Source organism: Actinophytocola gossypii, assembly GCF_025165815.1.
GTDB classification, from domain to species: domain Bacteria; phylum Actinomycetota; class Actinomycetes; order Mycobacteriales; family Pseudonocardiaceae; genus Actinophytocola; species Actinophytocola gossypii.
Map to the genome: position 1 here is coordinate 59,649 of NZ_JAFFZE010000025.1, position 21,805 is coordinate 81,453.

General features: G+C 72.7%; 18 protein-coding genes. 8 read left to right on the forward strand and 10 right to left on the reverse strand.

All coding sequences use genetic code 11. The features are described from left to right. Positions 1–2 precede the first annotated feature (2 nt). Positions 3–782, forward strand: coding sequence for an enoyl-CoA hydratase-related protein (locus tag JT362_RS30615; RefSeq protein WP_260195326.1), 780 nt, complete (start codon positions 3–5; stop codon positions 780–782). 245 nt (positions 783–1,027) lie between these two features. Here JT362_RS30615 and JT362_RS30620 read toward each other — a convergent pair whose 3' ends face one another. From JT362_RS30620 to JT362_RS30635, 4 genes are read right to left on the reverse strand one after another with little or no spacing between them, the layout of a single operon-like run. Continuing rightward, positions 1,028–1,258 carry an exodeoxyribonuclease VII small subunit gene (locus JT362_RS30620; RefSeq protein ID WP_260195327.1) on the reverse strand — a complete coding sequence of 77 codons (231 nt, stop codon included), beginning with the start codon at positions 1,256–1,258 and terminating at the stop codon, positions 1,028–1,030. After that, positions 1,255–1,692, reverse strand: a complete 438-nt coding sequence (locus tag JT362_RS30625) for a sugar ABC transporter substrate-binding protein (protein WP_260195328.1) — start codon at positions 1,690–1,692, stop codon at positions 1,255–1,257. The genes JT362_RS30620 and JT362_RS30625 overlap by 4 nt, the downstream gene beginning before the upstream one ends. Beyond that, entirely contained in the window at positions 1,673–2,935 is a 1,263-nt protein-coding gene (gene xseA / locus JT362_RS30630) for an exodeoxyribonuclease VII large subunit (protein WP_260195329.1), read from the reverse strand. Before xseA ends, JT362_RS30625 begins: the two co-directional genes overlap by 20 nt. After that, positions 2,928–3,548: a lipid droplet-associated protein gene (locus JT362_RS30635; RefSeq protein WP_260195330.1), complete on the reverse strand. Its 621-nt coding sequence runs from the start codon at positions 3,546–3,548 to the stop codon at positions 2,928–2,930. The genes xseA and JT362_RS30635 overlap by 8 nt, the downstream gene beginning before the upstream one ends. Before the next feature lie 66 nt (positions 3,549–3,614). On the opposite strand from JT362_RS30635, the gene JT362_RS30640 reads away from it, so the two are divergent. Beyond that, positions 3,615–4,583 carry a 4-hydroxy-3-methylbut-2-enyl diphosphate reductase gene (locus tag JT362_RS30640; protein WP_260195331.1) on the forward strand — a complete coding sequence of 323 codons (969 nt, stop codon included), beginning with the start codon at positions 3,615–3,617 and terminating at the stop codon, positions 4,581–4,583. Positions 4,584–4,903: 320 nt separating this feature from the next. On the opposite strand, the gene JT362_RS30645 is transcribed toward JT362_RS30640, so the two are convergent. Both JT362_RS30645 and rmuC read right to left on the reverse strand, forming a co-directional pair. After that, entirely contained in the window at positions 4,904–5,806 is a 903-nt protein-coding gene (locus JT362_RS30645) for a DUF6542 domain-containing protein (protein WP_260195332.1), read from the reverse strand. A 258-nt stretch (positions 5,807–6,064) separates the two neighbouring features. Further along, complete coding sequence (rmuC, locus tag JT362_RS30650) at positions 6,065–6,994, reverse strand: DNA recombination protein RmuC (RefSeq protein WP_260195333.1); 930 nt, start codon at positions 6,992–6,994, stop codon at positions 6,065–6,067. 114 nt (positions 6,995–7,108) lie between these two features. On the opposite strand from rmuC, the gene JT362_RS30655 reads away from it, so the two are divergent. After that, positions 7,109–8,290: an exonuclease SbcCD subunit D gene (locus tag JT362_RS30655; protein WP_260195334.1), complete on the forward strand. Its 1,182-nt coding sequence runs from the start codon at positions 7,109–7,111 to the stop codon at positions 8,288–8,290. Continuing rightward, positions 8,287–11,397 (forward strand): AAA family ATPase, encoded by a 3,111-nt coding sequence (locus JT362_RS30660; protein ID WP_260195335.1) that lies wholly within the window; start codon positions 8,287–8,289, stop codon positions 11,395–11,397. The genes JT362_RS30655 and JT362_RS30660 overlap by 4 nt, the downstream gene beginning before the upstream one ends. A gap of 100 nt (positions 11,398–11,497) precedes the next feature. On the opposite strand, the gene JT362_RS30665 is transcribed toward JT362_RS30660, so the two are convergent. Both JT362_RS30665 and JT362_RS30670 read right to left on the reverse strand, forming a co-directional pair. Continuing rightward, entirely contained in the window at positions 11,498–12,067 is a 570-nt protein-coding gene (locus JT362_RS30665; RefSeq protein ID WP_260195425.1) for a nucleoside/nucleotide kinase family protein, read from the reverse strand. Positions 12,068–12,102: 35 nt separating this feature from the next. Next, the gene (locus tag JT362_RS30670) at positions 12,103–12,948 is read right to left on the reverse strand and encodes a PfkB family carbohydrate kinase (RefSeq protein ID WP_260195336.1); all 846 of its coding nucleotides are present in this window, start codon (positions 12,946–12,948) and stop codon (positions 12,103–12,105) included. A 114-nt stretch (positions 12,949–13,062) separates the two neighbouring features. On the opposite strand from JT362_RS30670, the gene JT362_RS30675 reads away from it, so the two are divergent. Continuing rightward, positions 13,063–14,031, forward strand: a complete 969-nt coding sequence (locus tag JT362_RS30675; protein WP_260195427.1) for a LacI family DNA-binding transcriptional regulator — start codon at positions 13,063–13,065, stop codon at positions 14,029–14,031. Between the two features lie 30 nt (positions 14,032–14,061). Here JT362_RS30675 and JT362_RS30680 read toward each other — a convergent pair whose 3' ends face one another. Beyond that, complete coding sequence (locus JT362_RS30680; protein WP_260195337.1) at positions 14,062–15,510, reverse strand: AlkA N-terminal domain-containing protein; 1,449 nt, start codon at positions 15,508–15,510, stop codon at positions 14,062–14,064. A gap of 100 nt (positions 15,511–15,610) precedes the next feature. Further along, positions 15,611–18,823, reverse strand: a complete 3,213-nt coding sequence (locus JT362_RS30685; RefSeq protein ID WP_260195338.1) for a S8 family serine peptidase — start codon at positions 18,821–18,823, stop codon at positions 15,611–15,613. A gap of 216 nt (positions 18,824–19,039) precedes the next feature. On the opposite strand from JT362_RS30685, the gene ychF reads away from it, so the two are divergent. Genes ychF through JT362_RS30700 form a run of 3 tightly spaced genes read left to right on the forward strand, consistent with a single transcriptional unit; the run spans position 19,040 to position 21,804 of the window. Then, on the forward strand, positions 19,040–20,122 hold the full coding sequence (gene ychF, locus JT362_RS30690) for a redox-regulated ATPase YchF (RefSeq protein ID WP_260195339.1): 1,083 nt from the start codon (positions 19,040–19,042) through the stop codon (positions 20,120–20,122). Between the two features lie 33 nt (positions 20,123–20,155). Beyond that, positions 20,156–21,049, forward strand: a complete 894-nt coding sequence (locus JT362_RS30695; RefSeq protein WP_260195340.1) for a HipA domain-containing protein — start codon at positions 20,156–20,158, stop codon at positions 21,047–21,049. Further along, positions 21,046–21,804 carry an HIRAN domain-containing protein gene (locus JT362_RS30700; RefSeq protein WP_260195341.1) on the forward strand — a complete coding sequence of 253 codons (759 nt, stop codon included), beginning with the start codon at positions 21,046–21,048 and terminating at the stop codon, positions 21,802–21,804. The genes JT362_RS30695 and JT362_RS30700 overlap by 4 nt, the downstream gene beginning before the upstream one ends. Position 21,805: the final 1 nt, after the last annotated feature.

Consider the following 21,805-nt stretch of genomic DNA (forward strand, 5'->3'; position numbering starts at 1 on the left):
CCTTGCCCGCTCTGCTTGTCGAGGACCGCGACGGGGTGCGCACGCTGACGCTGAACCGGCCGGAGGCGTTCAACTCGCTGACCGTGGAGCTGAAGGAGGCCCTGCTGGCGGCGCTGACCGAGGCCGGCGCGGCGTCGTCGGTGCGCGCGGTCGTGCTGACCGGGGCGGGCAAGGCGTTCTGCGCCGGCCAGGACCTCAAGGAGCACGTGGCCGCGCTGCGCTCGGACGACCCGGAGCCGTTCCGGACGGTGGCGGAGCACTACAACCCGATCGTGCGCGCGCTGACCGGGATGCCGAAGCCGGTGATCGCCGCGGTGAACGGGATGGCGGCCGGGGCCGGCGCGTCGTTCGCGTACGCGTGCGACCTGCGGGTGGCGGCGCCGTCGGCGAAGTTCCTGATGGCGTTCGCGACGATCGGGCTGACCGCGGACTCGGGGGCGTCGTGGACCCTGCCGAGGCTGATCGGCTACGGGCGGGCGATGGAGATGATGCTCCTGGCGAAACCGGTGACGGCCGAGGAGGCGCTGTCGCTCGGGATGGTCACCTCGGTGGCGGAGGACCCGCTGGGCGCGGCGCAGGAGTTGGCCGGCCGGATGGCGACGGGGCCGACGACGGGGTACGGCAAGATCAAGGAGACGCTGCTGGTGGGAGCGGGTGCGGACCTGGAGGCGGCGCTGGCGTGCGAGGGCGCGGGGCAGAACGCGCTCGGGCGGTCGCCGGACCACCGGGAGGCCGTGGACGCCTTCGTCGACAAGCGCAAGCCGGTGTTCACAGGCCGGTGACCAGGCGCGCGAGTGGCGCCCAGTTGTCCACAGGCACCGCGCACCCCCGCTCCCCCCACGTTTCACGCGCTAGTGTGGATCTTGGGGTCCCCCTTGCGGCGGCGGACACGTGTGGCGGCGGGTGTTTGCGATCGCACTTGCCGGTTCGGGTTCCGCTCTGGTGCGACGACGGAGACCTCCGTGGCACTCACGGCTCTACGCGATGAAGGCGTCCTTGGTGGCGCTCAGTGCGACGAAGGCGTCCTTCATCGCGTCGTGGGGTCGCCTTCGGACTCGGCGGCGGCCAGGGCGTTCTCGATGCGTTCGCGGGCGCCGGCCAGGTGGCGGTCGCAGAGTTTGGCCAAGGTCTCGCCGCGTTCCCACAGGGCCAGGGAGTCCTCCAGGGACAGGCCGCCCGCCTCCAGTTTGGTGACCACCTCGGCCAACTCGTCGCGGGCCTGTTCGTAGCCCAGGGTCTCGTCCAGGTCGTCGGTCACGGAGCGGGGGTCTCCAATCGGCTGTGCGAGTTCACCAGCACCGTAGCCACCGCCTGGTCGTAGCCGACGAACGCCTCCGCGAAGTCCGCGCCGTCGCGTTCGGCCACCGCCTCCTCGATGCGCGCCAACGCGCTCGACAGCCGTTCGCGGTGCTGTGAGCCCCGGCCGAACCACCACCGCGTGCCGGCGTAGTCGGACGTCGCCTCGGAGAGCTCGCGGAGGCGGTTCGGCAGCGCGCGCCGGCCGGGGGCGTCGCAGCCTGCGCACAACGCCGCCCAGCATTCCGCGGCGGCGGCGTCGGCTCGGCGGGCCCGGTCGCGGACCCGCTCGGCCGGCGCGCGTAGGGTCGGGGTGCGGGCCGTGGCCGCCGCGACCGCGGACGTGGCGCTGATGGTCAACGGCAGGAAGGTCGGGTCACGCTCCAGTCTGGCCACCGTTACCTCCACTCGCGCTCGGCTCGCGGGCGGACACCGTCGCGTGCACCGCGCCGTCCGCGACGCGCACCCGGAGGCGGGTTCCCTCCGGCGCCTCGTCGGTCGAGCGGAGCACCCGCGGGTCGCCGTCGGTGTCGACGCGCTGCACGACCGCGTATCCGCGGGCAAGCGTGGCGGCTGGCCCCAACGTCGTCAAGCGGGCCCGGGTGTGCGACAGGGCCGCCTCCTCGCCGGACACCATCGCGCGCACAGCGCGACGCGAGCGATCCACGAGCGCGCTGACCTGCGTGCTCCGCTGCGCCAGCGGCGTCAACGGATCACTCAGCACCGGCCGGGTCCGCAGCGCGTCGAGCAATCGCCGCTCCCGATCCACCCAACCGTGGAGGGCCCGGCGCGCCCGGTCCCGCAGCTGGCGGACCCGCGCGAACTCCTCGGCGATGTCGGGCACCACCCGCTTGCCGGCGTCGGTCGGGGTCGAGCAGCGCACGTCGGCGACGTGGTCGAGCAGCGGTGTGTCCTGTTCATGCCCGATCGCGGACAGCACCGGCGTGCGGCAGGCGGCGACCGCGCGGCACAGCGTCTCGTCGGAGAACGGCAGCAGGTCCTCGACGCTGCCGCCGCCGCGGGCGATCACGATCACCTGCACGTTCGGGTCGCGGTCCAGCGCGCCGAGGGCGTCGACGATCTGCGGCACGGCGAGCGCGCCCTGCACGGCGACGTTCTCCACCCGGAACCGCACCGCCGGCCAGCGCGCCCGCGCGTTGGTCAGCACGTCCTTCTCCGCGGCCGACGCGCGGCCGGTGACCAGGCCGACCGTGTGCGGCAGGAACGGTGGCCGCCGCTTGCGTCTCGGGTCGAAGATGCCCTCGGCGGCGAGGAGCTTGCGCAGCCGCTCGATGCGGGCCAGCAGCTCGCCGATCCCGACCGCGCGGATCTCGTCGGCGCGCAGGGACAGCGTGCCTCGGCCGATGAAGAACGCGGGCCGCGCGTGCACGACCACGCGGGTGCCGTCGCGCAGCGGTTGGACCCGGAGCAGGTCGGTGGCGCAGGTCACGGTCATCGACACGTCGGCGGCCGGGTCGCGCAGCGTGAGGAACGCGGTGCCGGTGCCCGGACGGTTCGAGATCTGGGTGACCTGGCCCTCGACCCAGATGTCGCCCAGCCGGTTGATCCAGTCGGCGATCTTGCGCGAGACCGTGCGAACCGGCCAGGGGTTCTCCGGTGTGGTGGCCGGCTCAGTCACTGGTGTCGCGCAGGTTCGCGATCCGGCGGGTCAGCATGCCGACGAAGGACGGGCGGTTGCCGTGCGCGCGTTCGTGGGCGAGCAGCTCGGTGAGCTCGTCGATCGAGAAGCGGCGCAGGCGGGCGCGCAGCTGGGGCAGGGACAGCTGGTCGTAGCCGACCGCGGTGGGGAGGTCGGGCTCGTGGTTCTCGGTCTCCTCGGTCAGCGCGCGTTCCTCCGCGGCCCACGGGTCGGTGTCCGCGAGCGGGTCGCGGAACCCGTTGCGCCGGTCCGGCACGTCGTCCACGTCGTCCACGTCCTCCACGACCTGGTCGAACGCGGACTGGCGCTGGGCGGTGTCCGGACGTGGGGCCGGTTCGGTGTCGTCGTCGAGGTCCTCGTCGAAGGTGGCCCACTCCGGGGTCTCCTCGACCGGGCGGAGGCCGGCGAGCACCTCGTCGCCGCGGATGGCCAGTTCCGTGACCTGCTGCTGGACCCGCATGGAGGCCTGTAACGCCTGACTCACCACGGTGACCGGCAGGCCCGCGAGTTTGGCGGGCAGGGTGCGGGCTTGCTCGACGGCGGTGACGGCGAGCCCGGCGGCCACGCGCACCGGGAGCGGGATCGACTTCATGGCGTCCACCCTGCCCGAGTCCGGGCGATCTGCCTACCGGCCGGTCCGGTCCGTACCCTGGACGGCATGACCAAGCGAGTCTTGCTGGCCAAGCCACGCGGCTACTGCGCCGGCGTCGACCGAGCGGTGGTGACCGTCGAGAAGGCGCTGGAGACGTACGGGCCGCCGGTGTACGTGCGCAAGGAGATCGTGCACAACAAGCACGTGGTCGAGACCCTGTCCGAGCGCGGTGCGATCTTCGTCGAGGAGGCCGACGAGGTGCCGGAGGGCGCGCTGGTGGTGTTCTCCGCCCACGGGGTGTCGCCCGCGGTGCACGAGCAGGCCGCTGAGCGCGAGCTGCGGACGATCGACGCGACGTGCCCGCTGGTCACGAAGGTCCACCAGGAGGCGAAGCGGTTCGCCCGGGACGACTACGACATCCTGCTGATCGGCCACGAGGGCCACGAGGAGGTCGAGGGCACGGCCGGCGAGGCGCCGACCCACATCCAGCTGGTGGACACGGCGGAGGATGTGGACAAGGTCACTGTTCGCGACCCGGCCAAGGTGGTGTGGCTGTCCCAGACCACCCTGTCGGTGGACGAGACCCTCGAACGGGTGAACCAGCTCAAGGGCCGCTTCCCGGAGCTGCAGGATCCGCCGAGCGACGACATCTGCTACGCGACGCAGAACCGGCAGGTCGCGGTGAAGGCGATGGCGGCCGAGTGCGACCTGGTGCTGGTCGTGGGTTCCCGCAACTCGTCGAACTCGAAGCGGCTGGTGGAGGTGGCGCTGCAGGCGGGGGCGCGGGCGTCGTACCTGGTCGACTACGCGCGCGAGGTCGACCCGGCCTGGCTCGACGGCGTCGAGACGGTGGGCGTGACCAGCGGCGCGTCGGTCCCGGACATCCTCGTGATGGACCTGCTGACCTGGCTCGCGGACCGCGGCTGGGCCGACGTCCAGGAAGTGACGACGGCGAACGAGAAGGTCGCGTTCGCGCTGCCGAGGGAACTGCGGCAGGCACTGAAGAACAACGACCTGAAGGACGCCGTTCGCTGACCAGGCTGTCCGGCTTGCCGGACGGCGCTGGGTAGCCGGCCCAAGTGGCGGCGCGGGCTTCGGCCCGACGGAACGGGCCTGCCGCGGGATCAACGGCACTCCTCAGCGGTGCTGGCCCGGCGGACGGGAGCGGGGACCGGGTAGCCGCCCACGCGGCGGGGCAGGCTTCGGCCCGACGGAACGGGCCTGCCGCGGGGTCACCGGCACTGGTCAGCGGTGCTGGCCCGGCGGACGGGGGCGGGGGACCGGGTAGCCGGCCCAAGTGGCGGGGCAGGCTTCGGCCCGACGGAACGGGCCTGCCGCGGGATCAACGGCACTGCTCAGCGGTGCTGCTCCGGCGGACGACGACGGGGGCGGGGAGTGCCGCGGCCACCCTCGTCTCGGTCGCGGCGGGAGGGAGCGCCGCGGTCGTCCCGGCGAGGGCGGCGGTCCTCGGCGTCGCGGCGGCGCGGGGGTTGCTGGTCGCGGCCTCGGGAGCCGCGGGAGGAGCGGTCGCCAGCGCTTCGGTCGCGGCGGTCCGCGGAGCGGTCGGCCGCGCGGTCACGGTCGCGGTCCCGGGGTGGGCGGCCGCGTTTTCCCTTCTCGGGCGCCGGATCGGGGCGGCCGCGTTTCGCCTTCTCGGGAGCCGGGTCGGGGCGGTCGCGGGTGGGCTTGCGGGACGCGGGCGGCACGCGGTCCCTGCTCGGGCGGTCGCGGCGGGGGTCGGGAGTCTCGGCGCGGTTCTTCGTGTTCTTCTTGCGGTCCTTCTCCGCGGCGCGGACCGGCGGGTTGGGGTCCCGCTCCTTCCACAGCCGGTAGAAGCCAACGGCCACCGCGATCGCGGTGGCGATCGCCATCGTGGGGAACTTCTTGGTGAGGTCGAGGGCGATGGCCAGCAGGCGCTGCATGGTCCCGCCGTTCGTCTCCTCGCCGAACAGGATGATCGCGCCGATCGCGGTGACCGCGTACACCAGGGGTGGCTGCACCATCGGGCCGAACAGGCTCCGGCGGCGCACGGCCACCACCGCACCCACGCAGCCGACCAGGTACGTGCCCTGGTAGATCAGGCCGAGCGAGCCCGCCATCAGCATGTCGACGACCGCGCCGACCACAGCCAGGCCGAAGGCGAGCGCGACCGCACCCCACCACGGCAGGCCACGAGACGTGCCGATGATCGGACGGTCGTCCCACGCCGTCTCGGCGTCTTCTGCAGGATCGCTCCGGCGATCGCGGGTCGCGGTCACGGCGCACACGTTAGTAGGTCCGTTGCGCCTGTTGACCGCCGTTCTGGAAACGACGCTGTCCACTCCACACGATGATGTGAAGCAGGACACATCGCGCCTACTGTCCGCTGCCGGCCTCTCGGGACGGTCGCTGTTCGGTTATCAGTGGTCGACCAGTGGATGACACCTCCGGTTCGGACAAATCGGTTCCCACTATCGAGGGACTTGTGGTCACAGCGGGTACACGGAATTTCTGCCAGTTCTTGCCAGCGTCTTGCGTCAGTACTCGGGGTCGCGCACCGCCACGACCTCGTCGGCCCGCCGCACCACCGGAACGGGGGTGGGGCTGGCGGCGGCCTCGGTCAGCGGGGCGACCGCGCCGGTGAACTGGGTCAGCGCGTCCAGCTCCCGGCGCCGCGCCTGCAGGAACCGCTGCAGGTGCGTCGTCGACACGTTCACCGCGTCGACCGCGCCCTCCGCGGCCCGGTGCGCGGCCGCCGCGTGCGCCCGCACCGCCTCGATGTCCTCGACCAGGACCCGCTCGCTCGCCGCGAGCATCGCCGCGGACGCGATCACCGCGAAGCCCGTCGGCCCGCACACGAACACCCGGCGGTCGAGCAGCCAGCGGAGCAGGTCGGGGTCGGCGTCCATCGCGGCCACCACCGCCGCGTCGGACGGGACGAACATCACCGTGCCGTAGATCGCGTCCGCCCAGCGCTGGTAGCCCTTGCCGGCCAGCTCGGCCGCCCGCGAGCGGATGTTGCGGACGTGCACGCGCAACGCGTCCATCCGCTCGTCGGCGTCGTCGGTCTCCACCGCCTCGATCCAGCACGCGATGCTCATCTTCGCGTCGACCGGCACCCGGCGGCCGTCGCCGACGAGCAGGAGCATGTCCGGGCGCACCGAACCGCCGCCGCCGACGTCGGTCTGCACGGAGAAGTGCAGGCCCTCGCGTAGACCGAGTGCGCGGGCGGTCTCCACGAGCGCGCGCTCGCCCAGCTCGCCTCGGCCGTGGATGGAGGCGAACGTGACCTCGTACCGGCGCAGCGCGGCCGCGTGCGCGTCGGTGCGGTCGCGTTCCTGCCGCACGGCGAGCGTGGCCGCGTCCAGCCGGCGCTGGCTGTCGGCGTAGAGCCGGTGGAACAGCGCCGCACCGGCGACGATCAGCAGCAACAGCACGACGGCGACGGTGCCGAACACAGCGGCCACCGGTGGTCTCCTCTCCTGGCCGGGGCGGACGCGCTCCATCATCGCGCGGGGCACCGACAATCGGCGTGGCGTGCCTCCCGCGTTTCGCGGGCCGGCGGGCCTAACTTGTCCGGCATGCGGGTGCTGCACACCTCCGACTGGCACGTGGGGCGGATGTTCCACGGCCGCGACCTGCTCGCCGACCAGGAGGCGGTGCTCGGCGGCCTGGCCGACCTCGTCACCGACGAGCGGGTGGACGTCGTGGTGGTGTCCGGCGACCTCTACGACCGCGCGGTGCCGTCCGGCGAGGCGGTGGCGGCCTGCACCCGGATACTCGACCGGATCAGGTCGGCGGGCGCCGAACTGGTGATCACGCCCGGTAACCACGACTCGGCGCCCCGGCTGGGGGCGTTCGCCGGGTTCGCCGCCGCGGGCGGGTTGCACCTGCGCACCAGGGTGGCCGAACTCGGCCGGCCGGTGCTGCTCGCCGACGCCGACGGACCCGTTGCCCTGTACGGGATCCCGTACCTGGAGCCGGAGCCGTCGCGGCACGCGCTCGAGGTCGAGGCCGGCGGGCACGCCGGGGTGCTGACCGCGGCGATGGACCGCGTTCGCGCGGATCTCGCCGCACGTGGCGAAGGCACCCGGTCAGTGGTGCTCGCGCACGCGTTCGTCACCGGTGGTAGTCCGAGCGCGTCGGAGCGGACGATCGCGGTCGGCGGGGTCGAGCAGGTTCCGTCGGCGGTGTTCGACGGGGTGGACTACGTGGCGCTGGGTCATCTGCACGGGCCGCAGCGGTTGGCGGAGCACCTGCGGTACTCGGGCAGCCCGCTCGCGTACTCGTTCTCCGAGGCCCGGCACCGCAAGTCGGTGTGGCTGGTGGAGCTGGACGCCGGCGGACTCGCCGGGGTGGAGCGGCGGGAGCTGCCGGTGCCGCGGGCACTGTCGACGCTGCGCGGCACGCTGGCCGACCTGTTGGCCGACCCGGCGCACGAGGCGGTGCGCGAGCACTACCTGTCGGTGGAGCTGACCGACCACGTGCGGCCGACCGACGCGCTGCGCCGGCTGCAGGAGCGGTTCCGGCACGCGGTGCACCTGGACTGGCGGCCGGCTGGCGGCCCGCTGGCGGCGTCCCTGACCTACACGACGGCCACCCGCAGCCGGTCCGACCACGACGTGGCCTGCCAGTTCGTCGAGGACTGCCGGGGCGCGGAGCCGTCGGCCGGCGAGTCGGCGCTGCTGCGGGAGGCGCTGGCGGCGGTGGCGAACGAGGAGCGCGCGGAGCTCGCCCGGCAGCGCGCGAACCGAGCGGCGTGAGGCTGCACCGGCTGGCGGTGACGGCCTTCGGGCCGTATCCCGGGCACGAGGTGGTGGACTTCGACCGGCTCGGCGCGGACGGGTTGTTCCTGCTGCACGGGGACACCGGCGCGGGGAAGACGACGCTGCTGGACGCGGTGGCGTTCGCGCTGTTCGGCGGGGTGCCGGGGATGCGGGACCAGGCGAAGCGGCTGCGGTGCGACTACGCGGACCCGCACGTCGCGACGGAGGTGCGGCTGGAGTTGACGGTGCGGGGGCACCGGTTGCGGCTGGTGCGCTGTCCGGAGTACGAGCGGCCGAAGAAGCGCGGTGGCGGTACCACCCGGCAGCAGGCCCGCGCGTCACTCACTTGGGTGGGTGACGCGCCGCGTGGGCACGCGCCGGACGGCGTGACCCGGCTCGACGAGGTCGGCCGGACGGTGGAGCGGCTGCTCGGGATGAGCAAGGAGCAGTTCTTCCAGGTGGTGCTCCTGCCGCAGGGGGACTTCGCGCGGTTCCTGTTGGCGGAGACCGCGGAGCGGGAGAAGCTGCTGGAGAAGCTGTTCGGTACGCAGCACTTCGCGCTGGTGGAGCAGTGGTTCCGGGATCGCCGGGCGGAGCGGGGACGGGCGCTGGCGGACCGTCGCGTCGAGTGCGGGCGGTTGGTGGCGCGGTTGGCGCAGGTGGTCGGTGCGGAGCCGCCGGAGGACGCGGGGCCGGCGTGGCTGGCGGAGCTGGTCGCGTCGACGGAGACGGCGGCGTCGGAGGCGGTGACCAAGGAGCTGGCGGCCGCGGCGGAGCGGGATCGGGCGGAGGCGGAGTTCCTGGCGGTGCGGGAGCTCGCGGAACGGGTGCGGCGGGCGCGGGTCGCGCGGGCGGAGCTGGTGGCGCTGGAGTCGGGGGCGGCGGAGCGGGCGGCGTGGCGTGCCGAGCTGGCGGCGGCGCGGCGGGCGGCGAGTGTGGTGCCGGTGGCGCGGGAGCTGGAACGGGTGGAGGGGCTGGCGGGCAGAGCGGGGGTGCTCGTGGAGAAGCGGTTCGCGGAGCTGCCGCCGTGGATCGACGCGGACCGGCTGTCCCGGGGCGGCTCGGCGGGCGACTCGACACGGAACGAGGCGCCGCTCATCGACGCCCCGGACCTCGGTGAAGCGGGACCGTCGGCGGCGGGCGACTCGACACGGAACGAGGCGCCGCTCATCGACGGCCCGGACCTGGCGGATGGCGACGAACCTTCGCCCGGGGGTTGGGCGCGGGACGAGGCGGGGCGTCTGCGGGAGGAGGCGGGGGCGCTCGCGGCGCTCGTGGCCGAGGAGGAGCGGCAGGGGGTCGACCAGGGCGCGGTGGGGGAACTGTCCACTCGGGTCGGTGCGGAGCGGGAGGTGGTGCTGGCCTGCGGTGAGCGGCTTTCCGCCCTACCGGAGGAAATCGAGGAGGCTCGGGGGCTGGTCGCCGAGGCGAGCCGGGCGGCGGACTCGTTGGCCTCGTTGGCGTCCAGGAAGGTCCAGCTCGCGGCCCTGGCGGCGGACGTGGCGACGCTGCCGAGCGCGCGGGAGGCTGTGCGGTCGCTTGGCGCGACCCATGCGGACGCCGTCGACGACTACCAGGACGCGCGGGAGGCGTTGCTGGACATCCGGCAGCGGCGGCTGGACGGGATGGCGGCGGAGCTGGCTGGCGCTCTGGAGGACGGAAACCCTTGTCCTGTCTGCGGGTCCGGGGAGCATCCGGCGCCGGCCGAGGGGGAGGTCGGACGGGTCACCGCCGAGGACGAGCGGGTGGCGGTGCGGCGCGAGCAGCGGGCGCAGGCCGCCCGGGACGCGGCGCGGGAGCGGCTCGCGGAGGCGGAGCGGCGGCTCGACGCGGTGCTGGAGCGGGTCGGGGATCGGGACGTCGACTCCGTGGCGGGTGAGTTGGCGGCGGTGTCGGCGGAGCACGACGCGTGCGCGGCGCGGGCGGCGGGGCACGGCGCGGCGGCACGACGGGTCGCGGAGTTGGAGCGGGAGGCGGAGGACGTCCGGGAGCGGCGGCGGGCCGCGGAGACCCGGGCGGCCGGCTACGAACGGGAGCGGGCGGTGCTGGCCGAACGGATCGCCGAGCGGGCGGCGCGGTTGGCCGAGGCGCGCGGGTCGCACGCGGACGTCGGGGCGCGGCGGGGGTTCCTGCTGGACGCGGCCGAGCGACTGGACGCGGTGGCGGCGGCGATCACGGCGTTGGACGCGACCGAGCGGCGGGTCGCGGAGCAGCGGGAGGCGGTGGCGGAGGCCGTCACCGCGGCTGGGTTCGACGGGCTCGCGGCGGCGGTGGGGGCGGCTCGGTCGGACGCGGTGGTGGCGCGGCTCGAGCGGGAGCTGGACGACGCGCGGGGTCGGGAGGTCGCGGCGCGGCGCGAGTTGGCTTCGCTGTCCGATGTGGACCCTGAGCTCGACGTGCCGGTGGGTGCGGTGGCGGAGGCGTTCGCGCGGGCGCGGGAGGCGTACGAGCAGGCCGTGGTGGACGAGCGGGTGGCGCGGCGGGCGCGGGCGGACGTCGCGGAGTTGGCGGGGCGGCTGGGGACGATGTGGGCGGAGCTGGCGCCGGCGGAGGCCGAGCACGCCGAGTTGTCGGCGCTGACCGACGTGGTGAACGGGCGGGGGCAGAACGCGCGGAAGATGTCGTTGCGCGCGTACGTGCTGGCGGCGCGGCTGGAGGAGGTCGCGGTGGCGGCCACCGCCCGGCTGCGGCGGATGAGCGACGACCGGTTCTCGTTCGTGCACAGCGACGCGGCGGGGCCGCGGGGGACGCGCGGCGGGCTGGGGCTCGACGTGCTGGACGACTACTCGGGGCGGGTGCGGCCGGCGAAGACGCTCTCCGGCGGGGAGACGTTCCTCGCGTCGTTGGCGCTCGCGCTGGGGCTCGCGGACGTGGTGGCGGCGGAGACGGGCGGCGCGCTGCTCGACACGCTGTTCGTGGACGAGGGGTTCGGCATGCTCGACGCGGACACGCTGGACGAGGTGATGAACACGCTCGACGAGCTGCGTGCCGGTGGGCGGGTGGTGGGGCTGGTGTCGCACGTGGAGGAACTCCGGCAACGCATTCCGACCCGGCTGCGGGTGCGGAAGTCGCGCACGGGGTCCACCGTGGAGCTGATTTCCTGACCCGGGCGGCCCGCGCGAGCGCGTCGAAAGCACCCCGGGGCCACCGGGGGCCCCCCCGGTTTCAACGCTACCGGGTGGGACCGACGGTTTCGGGGCGGAGCTAGGTGGTTATCACCAGGTCGGCGTAGTCGCGGGTGGTGTGGACAAGTGCGGCGTTGCGTTCGTCGGAGCCCAGGGTGCGGTGGGTGGCCTCCTCGGGGGTGCGGCCGAAGGACTCGTGGCGGGCGCGGAGGCGGGTGCGGCGTTCGTCCTCGTCGGGGGCCAGGAACCAGGACTCGGTCAGCAGCGGGCGGACCGCGTTCCACGGGGGGTCGGGCAGGAGCAGGTAGTTGCCTTCGGTCACCACCAGCCTGACCTCGGGCGGGACCGGGACGGCACAGGCGATCGGTTCCTCCAGGTCGCGGCGGAACACCGGCGCGTAGACGACCTCGTCGGGGCGGGCGTGCAGGCGGGACAGGAGGTTGACGTAACCGGCCGCGTCGAAGGTGTCGGGGGCGCCCTTGCGGTCGGTCCGGCCGAGACGGTCCAGTTCGACCTGGGCCAGGTGGAAGCCGTCCATTCCCAGGTACACCGCGGCCGGGCCCAGGTCGGCCACCAGGAGCTCGGCCAGGGTGGACTTGCCGGCGCCGGGCGCGCCGCAGATGCCGAGGATCGCGCGTTCGGACCGCATCAGCTCGCGGGCGCGGGCGACCAGGTGGGCGACGTTCACGACGCCAGCCCGCGCATCGGGAGCACCCACGTCCTCGGGCCCTCGTGGGCGACGCGGATCGCCGCCGCCTCGTTGGCGTAGGCGATCAGGGACGGCAGGTCGGCGGCGCCGGGGACCCGGCCGAGGCGGGCGACGGCCAGCGCGGCGGCACCGTGCCAGACGTCGCCCGCGCCCACGGTGTCGCGGGCGTCGGTGGCGCGGACCGGGACCTCGCCCGAGGAGGACGCCGTCGACCAGTGGACGGGTTCCGGGCCGGCGGTGCGGATCACGACCGGGTTGGTCAGCTCCGCCCGGGGCTCGAACGCCGCCGAGCACGCGCACACGTCGACCAGGGGCAGCAGCTCGGCCAGCACCGGTTTCCAGCTGCCGGCGTCCAGGACCACCGGAACACCCGCCGCGCGGGCCGCGGTCGCCGCCCGGAGCGCGAGTTCGGGGTGGTGGCCGTCGAGCAGGAGCGCGCCCGCGCCGGTGACGTCGATGTCCGCGGTGGCCGTCACGCCGGACGCGTTGTGGGACACCACGGTGCGCTCGCCGTCGGACTCGCGCACCGACACGGCGCTCACCGCGGGCGGCGCCACCCGGTACGGGAGCACGTCGGTCACCGTCACGCCGCACGCGGTCAGATCCTGGAACGCCAGTCGTGCCAACGGGTGCGAGCCGAGCACAGTGGACAACCGGGAGTCGCCGCCGAGCGCGGCCACCGCGACGGCGGCGTTCGCGGCCGGACCGCCCGCGGCGAGGTCCACCGACGCGGACTGCACCTTCTGGCCCGGTTCGGGCAGTCGCTCGACCCGCTGGACCAGGTCGACCGTGCACAGGCCGACGGTGACGACGGGACGCATGGGTACCTCCACGGCGAGGCGGTTTGCGGGGAAGTTATTGATCTCTGTACGGTTGCGCAACCGTTTGCGCAACCGCTTGCGGCCGTATCGATCCAGGAGTCCGACGTGGTCACCATGAAGGACGTCGCCGCGCTGGCCGGCGTGTCCATCACCACGGTCTCGCACGTGGTCAACTCCACGCGCTCGGTCGCCCCGGAGACCAGGACCAAGGTACTCGACGCCATCGAGCGCACCGGCTACACGGGGGACGCCATCGCGCGCTCCCTGGTCACCGGCGGCACCCGCACGCTCGGGGTGGCGATCTCCCTGGTCACCAACCCGTACTTCGCCGACCTGATCCGCGCGATCGAGCACGAGACCACCCGGTCGGGGTACACGCTGGTGCTCGCCGACACGCACGACGACCCGGGCGCCGAGCAGGCCGCGGTGCGCACGCTGCGCTCCCGGCGGGTGGACGGGCTGATCCTCACCCCGTCGCCCGGCGCGTCCGGCGCCGTGCTGCCGGAGCTGCGCCGGCTCGGGTTCCCGGTGGTGCTGCTCGACCGGCTGACCACCAGCCAGGACATCGACCAGGTCGGCCCGGAGAACGTCTACGCCACCTCGGGTCTGGTCCGGCACCTCGCCGACCTCGGGCACCGGCGGATCGGGATGGTCAGCGGCGCGCCCGGCCTGGCGACGACGTCCGAGCGGGTGCTCGGCTACCGGCTCGGGTTGGGCCGCTCCCGGCTCACCTGGGACGAGGAGCTCGTGGTGACCGGCGCGGGGCTCGATGCCCTGCTGGACCTGGACGACCCGCCGACCGCGGTGGTCGCGGGCAACAACGCGACGCTCTCCGCCGTGCTGCACGAGTGCCGCCGGCGCGGGCTGAAGGTCGGGCACGACCTCGCGGTCGTCGGCTACGACGAGGTCGACTGGGCCGAACTGCTCGACCCGCCGGTGACGACCGTGGCCCAGCCCGTCGAGGAGATGGGCCGCCTCGCCGTGCGCCTCCTGCTGGACCGCATCGCCGACCCGGACCGCCCCCCGGTCACCAAACGCCTGCCGACCACGTTCGTGCACCGGAACTCCTGCGGCTGCCCGTGACCAGTGCGATGAAGGTGTCCTTCACCGCGTTCAGCTCGCGCGCCAGAGGTGCATGCCGGCGTACGAGCGCCAGGGGCGCCAGGCTTCGGCCCGGGCGGTGAGGGCGGCGGGGTCGACGGGGAGACCGAGGGCGGCGGCGCCCTTGCGCAGGGCCACGTCGGTGGACAGCAGCACGTCCGGGGCGCCCAGCACCCGCATCAGCACGTACCCGGCGGTCCACGGGCCCACACCGGAGAACGAGCGCAGGGCCGCCGACAGCTCGTCGGCGTCCGCGCCGACGTGCACGTCCAGGTCCCCCGCCGCCAGCGCCGCGTTGACCGCCAGCACCGTGTCGATCCGCCGCCTCGGCCCGGTCAGCACGGACTCGCCACCGGTCGCGATCGCCGACGGCGCCGGGAACAGCGTCGTCAGCGCACCGTCCGGGCTCGACAGCGGCTCCCCCAGCGCCGCCGCCAGCGCGCCCAGGGCCGTGCGGGCCGCCGCCACCGTGACCTGCTGCCCCAGCAGCGCCCTGGTCACGATCTCCGCGCCGTCCACGCTCCCCGGCAGCCGCAGGCCGGGCACCGCCGCCACCGACGCCGCCAGCGCCGGGTCCGCGCCGAGCACCTCACCGACCGCGCCCGGGTCGGCGTCCAGGTCGAACAGCCGCCGCAGCCGGGACACCGCGCTGCCCAGGTCGCGCATGTCGGTCAGCCGCAGCGTGCACAGCAGGTGCCCGTCGGCCGGCCGCACCCGCGCGGTCCCGGTGCCGTGCGCGAGCCGCAGCGTCCGCGCGTACTCGCCGTCCTCGACGGACTCCACACCCGGCACCGCCCGCGCGGCCAGGAACGCGAGCACCCCGGCCGCGTCGTAGGGCTCCCGGTACGCCAGCCGCAGCGTCACCTTCCCCGGCGCGGGTGCCGCCGACCGCGACCGCCGCCTGGCCGCCAGCCGCAGCCCGGACGGCGTGGTGGCGAACACCGCGCGGATGGTGTCGTTGAACTGGCGCACGCTCGCGAACCCGGCCGCGAACGCCACGTCGGCGAACCCCAGGTCGGTGGTCTCGATCAGCAGCCGCGCCGAGTGCGCCCGGTGCGCGCGGGCCAGCGCCAGCGGGCCGGCGCCAAGCTCGGCGGCCAGTACCCGGCTCAGGTGCCGCTCGGAGTACCCGACCCGGCGGGCGAGCCCGGGCACGCCCTCGCGCTCCACCACGCCGTCGCTGATCAGCCGCATCGCCCGGCCGGCCAGGTCGGCACGCAGGTTCCACTCCGGCGAGCCGGGCACCGAGTCCGGCAGGCAGCGCCGGCACGCCCGGAACCCGGCCTGCTGCGCGGCGGCCGCTGTCGGGAAGAACAGCATGTTCCGCCGCTTCGGGGTGATGGCCGGGCAGGACGGCCGGCAGTAGATCCCGGTGGTCCGCACGCCCACGATGAACTGCCCGTCGAACCGGGCGTCCCGCGACGCCGACGCCCGGTAGCCCTGCTCCTCGTCGATTCGCACGTGCCCATGCTGCCCCCGCGCCCGCACCCGAGCTAGCGGGAAACGGACATGCACCAGGGCCGCCCCCGGCGTGCGGGAGCGGCCCTGGAGTCGCCGGAACCTACGAGGTGACCGACTCGATGATCACGTCACCGGTGCCCACGAGCGAGTCCGCGTCCGTGCGGACCTGGACGTTGCCGTACAGCACCCGGCCGTCGGCCGGGACGACACCCGGCGTGACCGTGCCGGTGACCGTCCACGACGAGCCGCCGGGGCGGTCCGCGTCGGCGTCGTCGATCTCGATCGCGCCGTAGGAGGGGCTGGTGAACACGTCGACGTAGTCGTACGTGGTCTCCCCGGCCGGGACCGCGTAGGCGAACACCAGCACGACCCACTGGCCGGGCGTGGGGTTCGCGATCCTGACCTCCTCCTCGGAGTCGCCGTCCGCGGTGACGCCGGCCTGCACGCACGACCCGCTGGTGCAGTCGAACACGTACAGGTCGAGGTCGGCGCCGAGGTCGGCGGTGTTGCCGATCTTGGCCCGCAGCTCGGTCGCGCCCTCCGCGACGGTGACCGGGAACTGCTGCTCCTCGCCGTCGGCGATGGTCGGCGTGTCGATCAGCGCGCTGCCCAGCGGCGTGCCGGTCGCCCGGCCGTTGAACTGGCCGAACGCGTTGGTCAGCGTGTACTCCCGCTCGACCGGCTGGCCGAGCTGTGCGGACGGGATGACGTCCTGGCTCGGCTCGACCGTCGCGCCGAGCACCGACATGGTCAGCGTGTACGGCGCGAACGCGGCGTCCGAGGTCCGCCTGGCCTCCACCGCGATCTCCCACACGCCCGGGAGCGGGTTGGTGACCGTCCGGCTGGTCGGGCTGCCCGCGTCACACGCGTTCGCCGGCGGCACCGGCGGGTTGTAGCAGTTCGGCGTGGTGTTGTTCTCCAGGCCGACGCCGTACGGGTGGAACCGCAGGAACCGGACCTGGCCCGCGCCGTCCGCCTCGCCGCCACCGGCCAGGTCGACCTTCAGCGCCGGGGTGTTCGCCGGCACCCGGACGAAGTAGCTCTCCGTCTCGTTGCGGCCGATCTCGCCGCCGTGGCGGATCTGGTAGCCGCCCGACTCGGTGAAGTCCTCGGCCGCGATCACCGTGTTCAGCGTCTGGAACTCGATGCCCGTGCTCGTCGGGCTGTCCAGGTTCATGATCGCCGAGTGCACGCCGGCCGACCTCGGGTTGACGGTCACGCGGAACTTCACCGCGCTGTTCAGCGGCAGCGTGACCCGGTTGTCCGACCGGAACGTGCCGTCGTTGCCGACCCAGCGGACCTTGTAGGTCAGCGGGTGCGCCGGGCCCGAGGTGCGGGTGAGCGTGTAGTCGCGGGTGTACCGGTCGCCGGACGTGACGCCCTCGCGGTCGTAGATGCCGGTGCCGACGCCCGGGGTGGCCAGGAAGTCGGACAGCACCGTGTTGACCTCGACCGACGAGGTGATGTCGACGGTGTCGATGTTCGCCCGCAGCGCCTTCCACGCCTTGTTCGTGTCGATCAGGCCGTTGCCCTGCTCGAAGGCCGCGTAGCCGGGGATGAACCGGGCGGTCGAGATGAGAGCCTGGCGCAGCTGCGCCGGGCTGTGCTCGACGTCGCGCTGGATCGCGGCGCTGAGCAGCAGCGCGGCGACACCGGCGGACTGCGGCGAGGCCATCGAGGTGCCGTTGAGCATGCCGTAGCCCGGCGGGAGCTCGTAGGTGCCGCCGACCGGCTCGCCGGCCATGAACGTCGGGATCGGCGCGATGGCCGCACCCGGCGCGATGATGTTCGGCTTGAACCCGCCGTCCTCCCGCGGGCCGCGCGAGGAGAAGCCGTGCAGGTTGTCCTCGTCGGCGGCGTCCGAGCCGTAGTTGCGCTGCCAGGTCGCCTTGGAGATGTAGGAGCCGACGCTGACGACCTTGCTGGCCGCCGACGGCGAGCCGAGGGTGTTGAGGCCGGGGCCGCTGTTGCCGGCGGAGATGAACATCTGCACGTCGTAGGTCTCGATCAGCTCGTTGTAGAGCAGCTCGCGGACGGTCTGGCCGTCGTTGATCAGGTCGAGGCCGCCGATCGACATGTTGATCACGTCGACGTTCGCGTCGCGCGCGGCGTAGATCATGCCCTCGTCCAGGGCGTGCGCGGTGCAGCCGGTGACGAACAGGCACGCGCGGACCGAGACGAGCTTGGCGCCGGGGGCCGCGCCGGACATCTCGCCGCCGAACATCTCGTTCGCGGCGACGATGCCGGCGACGTGCGAGCCGTGCGCGCCGGAGACGATGCCGATGTTCACCGACTCGGTTTCCGGGCTGGTCTGGACGACGAACGGCATCTCCTCGGCGACCGGCGTGGACGGGTCGTCCTCACCGAAGGTGCCGATGTCCTTCTTGACCTTGTAGTCGGTCATGCCGGTTTCGTCGTCGAAGCTCTTGTTCTGGTTCGTGTCGACCCAGACGGTGTTGGTGGCCGGGTCCCACAGCACGCCGAAGGTGCCGATGCTGCCGTTCGGGTTGCCGTCGCGGTTGACGTCGTTGCCCAGCTCGCCACCCAGGCGCGGGTCGCGCTCGTCGAACACGCCGTAGCGGTAGCCGTCCGGCTGGCCGGGCGCGGGGCTGGACATGTCGATCCACGTCGGGTCGTCGTCGTTGTTGACGCCGTTGGTGAAGCCCGGGTCGGTGCCGGTGACCCAGTCGACGATCTTGTCCTCGCCGGTGCTGGTGGTGTTCAGCGACGGGTGGGCGAGGTCGACACCGGTGTCGACGATGCCGACGGTCACGCCGCGGCCGTCGAGCTTCGGGTTGCGCTCGACGAACTGGGCGGCGCCGGTGTCGCCGGTGGGCATGTACGGGTTGACCCTGGGCGTGTCCGCGCCGGGCGGCGGCTGCGGCGACGGGTCGTCCATGCCGGCCGGCCGCGGGTCGTCGAGCTCGATGACCCGGTCGACGTTGAGCGCGTCGACGCCGGGGATCTTGACCATCTTCTCGACCGCGTCGATCGGCACCTCGGCCCGGAGGTACCCGAGGTCGTCGGCCCGGTACCGGATCTTCGCGCCCTGGGCGGTGAGCTCGGCGGCCGTGCCCTTGTCGGCCATCACCTGGATCTCGACGGTGCGCTTGCCCTCGCTGCGGGCCACGTCGAGCATGTCGCGGTCCTGCTTGCCGAGCTCGGCGCCGACGTCGGGGGTCTGTGGTGGTGGAGCGGCCGGCGCGGCGGCCGCGGTGGTCGGCAGCGCGGCCAGCGAGACGCCGACCACGGCGGCGGTGAACGCCGCGGCGAGGCCGGTTCTGCCTCGCCCGCGCGAGTCACGATGGGTCATCCCACGTCCTTCGTACGAGATCAGAGGTGCTCACGGAGTGTTGTTGAGTAACACCACACTGACTAGCGTCCAAACGGGGTAATCCTGCTTTCTGTTCTGCAACAACGAGAACACTCCGTCTACTGGGTCGCTCTGTGTAGCGCTTCCGCTACACCTGATCGGGTAACGCATTGGCGCACGCAGACCGCCGGACCCGTGTCCGTAGACTCACGCGTCGTGAGTTTGACCCTCGGGATCGTCGGCCTGCCCAACGTCGGCAAGTCGACCCTATTCAACGCCCTGACCAGTAACGACGCATTGGCGGCGAACTACCCGTTCGCGACGATCGAGCCCAACGTCGGAGTGGTTCCGCTGCCGGATCCGCGACTGTCCGTGCTCGCCCGGATGTTCGAGAGCGCGCGTGTGGTCCCCGCCACGGTGTCCTTCGTGGACATCGCCGGTCTGGTCAAGGGCGCGTCCGAGGGCGCGGGGCTGGGCAACAAGTTCCTGGCCAACATCCGCGAGGCGGACGCGATCTGCCAGGTGATCCGCGTGTTCGACGATCCCGACGTGGTGCATGTGGACGGCCGGGTGGATCCGTCGAGCGACATCGAGACGATCAACACCGAGCTGATCCTGGCCGACCTGCAGACCCTGGAGCGCGCGCTGCCGAGGCTGGAGAAGGAGGCCCGCACCCGCAAGGAGGCGCGACCGGCGCTCGAGGCGGCGCAGACGGCGAAGACCGTCCTCGACTCCGGCCGCACCCTGTTCACCGCCGGGTCCGAAGTGGACACGGCGGTGCTGCGCGACCTGACGCTGCTGACCACGAAGCCGTTCCTGTACGTGTTCAACGCCGACGAGACGGTGCTCTCCGACACCGCCCGCCGCGCGGAGCTGACCGACCTGGTCGCCCCGGCGGACGCGGTGTTCCTGGACGCCAAGGTGGAGGCCGAGCTGCTCGAGCTGGACGACGAGGCGTCGGTGCGCGAGCTGCTGGAGTCGATCGGGCAGGAGGAACCCGGCCTGCACTCGCTGGCGCGGGCCGGGTTCCACACGCTGGGCCTGCAGACGTACCTGACCGCCGGCCCGAAGGAGTCGCGGGCGTGGACCATCCACAAGGGATGGACGGCTCCCCAGGCGGCCGGCGTCATCCACACCGACTTCGAACGCGGCTTCATCAAGGCGGAGATCGTCTCCTACGACGACCTGGTCGAGGCCGGCTCGATGGCCGCGGCCAAGTCGGCCGGCAAGGTCCGCATGGAGGGCAAGGACTACGTCATGACCGACGGCGACGTGGTCGAGTTCCGCTTCAACGTCTGATCAGGTGCTGGACCCGTCGCGTACGTTCGATTCGTGAAGTTCGAGATCGTCGACGTGTCCGACTGGCTGGTGATGAGCCAGGAACCGGGAGGCGCCGAGCCCAAGGACTGGATCGCGCGTCCGAGCGATGTGAAGCGCTCCGAACTCGACCGGTTCTGGCTGTACAAGGCGGCGAAGGTCGGGGAGCTATCCAAGTACCGCCGCCACGACGACGTGGCCGAGCTACTGGCGAGCGCTTTAGCCGAGGCGATCGGACTGCCTGCGGCGAAGGTTGAACTCGCCTGCCGGCACGACACCGAGGGAATCATCTCCAGGAACATCACACCGCCGGGGTGGGAGCTCCACAGCGGGGATGTCCGGCTTTCGGAGTGCCCCGGCTATGAAACCTGTTCACTCGACGAACGACCGAAGAACCGGGTAGGACACAACCTGGTGAATATCGGAGAGGTTTTACGTGGCTGCGGCGGACCGGCCACCCTCGCCAACGAACCGGCGTTCTCGGTGTTCGCCGGCTATCTCGTGTTCGACGCCTGGATCGCCAACACCGATCGGCACGCGATCAACTGGGCAGTGCTGGAGCGGGACGGCGAGCGCCGCCTCGCTCCGACGTTCGACCACGGCTCCGCGCTCGCCTCTGGCCTCCGGGAAGACGACCTATCTCGTCACAATCCGGTCACGTTCGCTCGCAGAGGGATGGCACGCTGCTTCGAGAACGGACGCCGGCTGCCTCTTGTCGACCTCGCGTTGAAAGCCGTTGACCTCGGCGGCACGCAGGCGCGAACGTGGCTGGACCGGATCGCGAGTTTCGCCCCCGCGCGGGTCGGAGAACTGCTCGATGCCGCAGAAGCCACGATGAGACTGTCGGTGGCTCGACGTACATTTCTAGAGACGGTCCTGCAGGAGAACCAGAGGAGGTTGACGGCATGACCACTACAGCTGCGGACTCCACCGATGCCGGGCTCGCTGCGCCGGTCTCCTCCCGCCTGCTCGTGACCCGTCGGGATCCTGAGACGACCAGCTACCAGCCCTTGGGGTTCCTGACCTTCAACGGCCACACCTACACCTTTCGCTACCTGCGCAAAGCTGTCATCGAGGATGGATTTCGAGCGCTGCCGGGTCTGAGCGACGCCACCCGCTCCCATACCTCCGACCGCCTGTTCCCGATCTTCGCCGAACGCGTGATCTCCGCGCGGCGGCCCGATCGAGAAATGTCGATGACAGCTCTCGGCCTGCCGGTTGATGCGGCACCGTTCGAGGTGCTGCAGCGGAGCGGCGGCCGCCGAGTCGGAGACACGATCGAGGTGGTGCCGGCACCCACTATCTCGCCAGACGGCACGGTGTCCATCGACTTCCTGGTCCACGGTGTGCGCTACCAGTCGAGTGAGGCACAGGAACGGATCACCCGGCTCCGCACGGGCGAGCACCTCCGCATCGTGCACCAGGTGGACAACCCGGCCGATCGCCGTGCGCTGCTCGTCACCGACCAAGACGCACTTCCGTTGGGCTACGTCCCCAAGCCTCTCCTCGAACTCGTGCACAACGTTACCGATTCGAACGCCGTGGTTCTGCGGGCCAATCCGCCAAAGGTGGGTTTCCATTTCCGATTGCTCGCACGGGTCACCGGGCGGATGGCTAACGATCACCAGCCGTTCACCGGTCCAGACTGGGAGACGATCAGCTGAC

Bases quoted from the DNA above. Each gene is read 5' to 3' on its own strand.
- JT362_RS30635 (WP_260195330.1), bottom strand. From the start codon at position 3,548: ATGAAGTCGATCCCGCTCCCGGTGCGCGTGGCCGCCGGGCTCGCCGTC.
- JT362_RS30640 (WP_260195331.1), top strand. From the start codon at position 3,615: ATGACCAAGCGAGTCTTGCTGGCCAAGCCACGCGGCTACTGCGCCGGC.
- JT362_RS30655 (WP_260195334.1), top strand. From the start codon at position 7,109: ATGCGGGTGCTGCACACCTCCGACTGGCACGTGGGGCGGATGTTCCAC.
- JT362_RS30665 (WP_260195425.1), bottom strand. From the start codon at position 12,067: ATGCGGTCCGAACGCGCGATCCTCGGCATCTGCGGCGCGCCCGGCGCC.
- JT362_RS30670 (WP_260195336.1), bottom strand. From the start codon at position 12,948: ATGCGTCCCGTCGTCACCGTCGGCCTGTGCACGGTCGACCTGGTCCAG.
- JT362_RS30675 (WP_260195427.1), top strand. From the start codon at position 13,063: ATGAAGGACGTCGCCGCGCTGGCCGGCGTGTCCATCACCACGGTCTCG.
- JT362_RS30685 (WP_260195338.1), bottom strand. From the start codon at position 18,823: ATGACCCATCGTGACTCGCGCGGGCGAGGCAGAACCGGCCTCGCCGCG.
- JT362_RS30700 (WP_260195341.1), top strand. From the start codon at position 21,046: ATGACCACTACAGCTGCGGACTCCACCGATGCCGGGCTCGCTGCGCCG.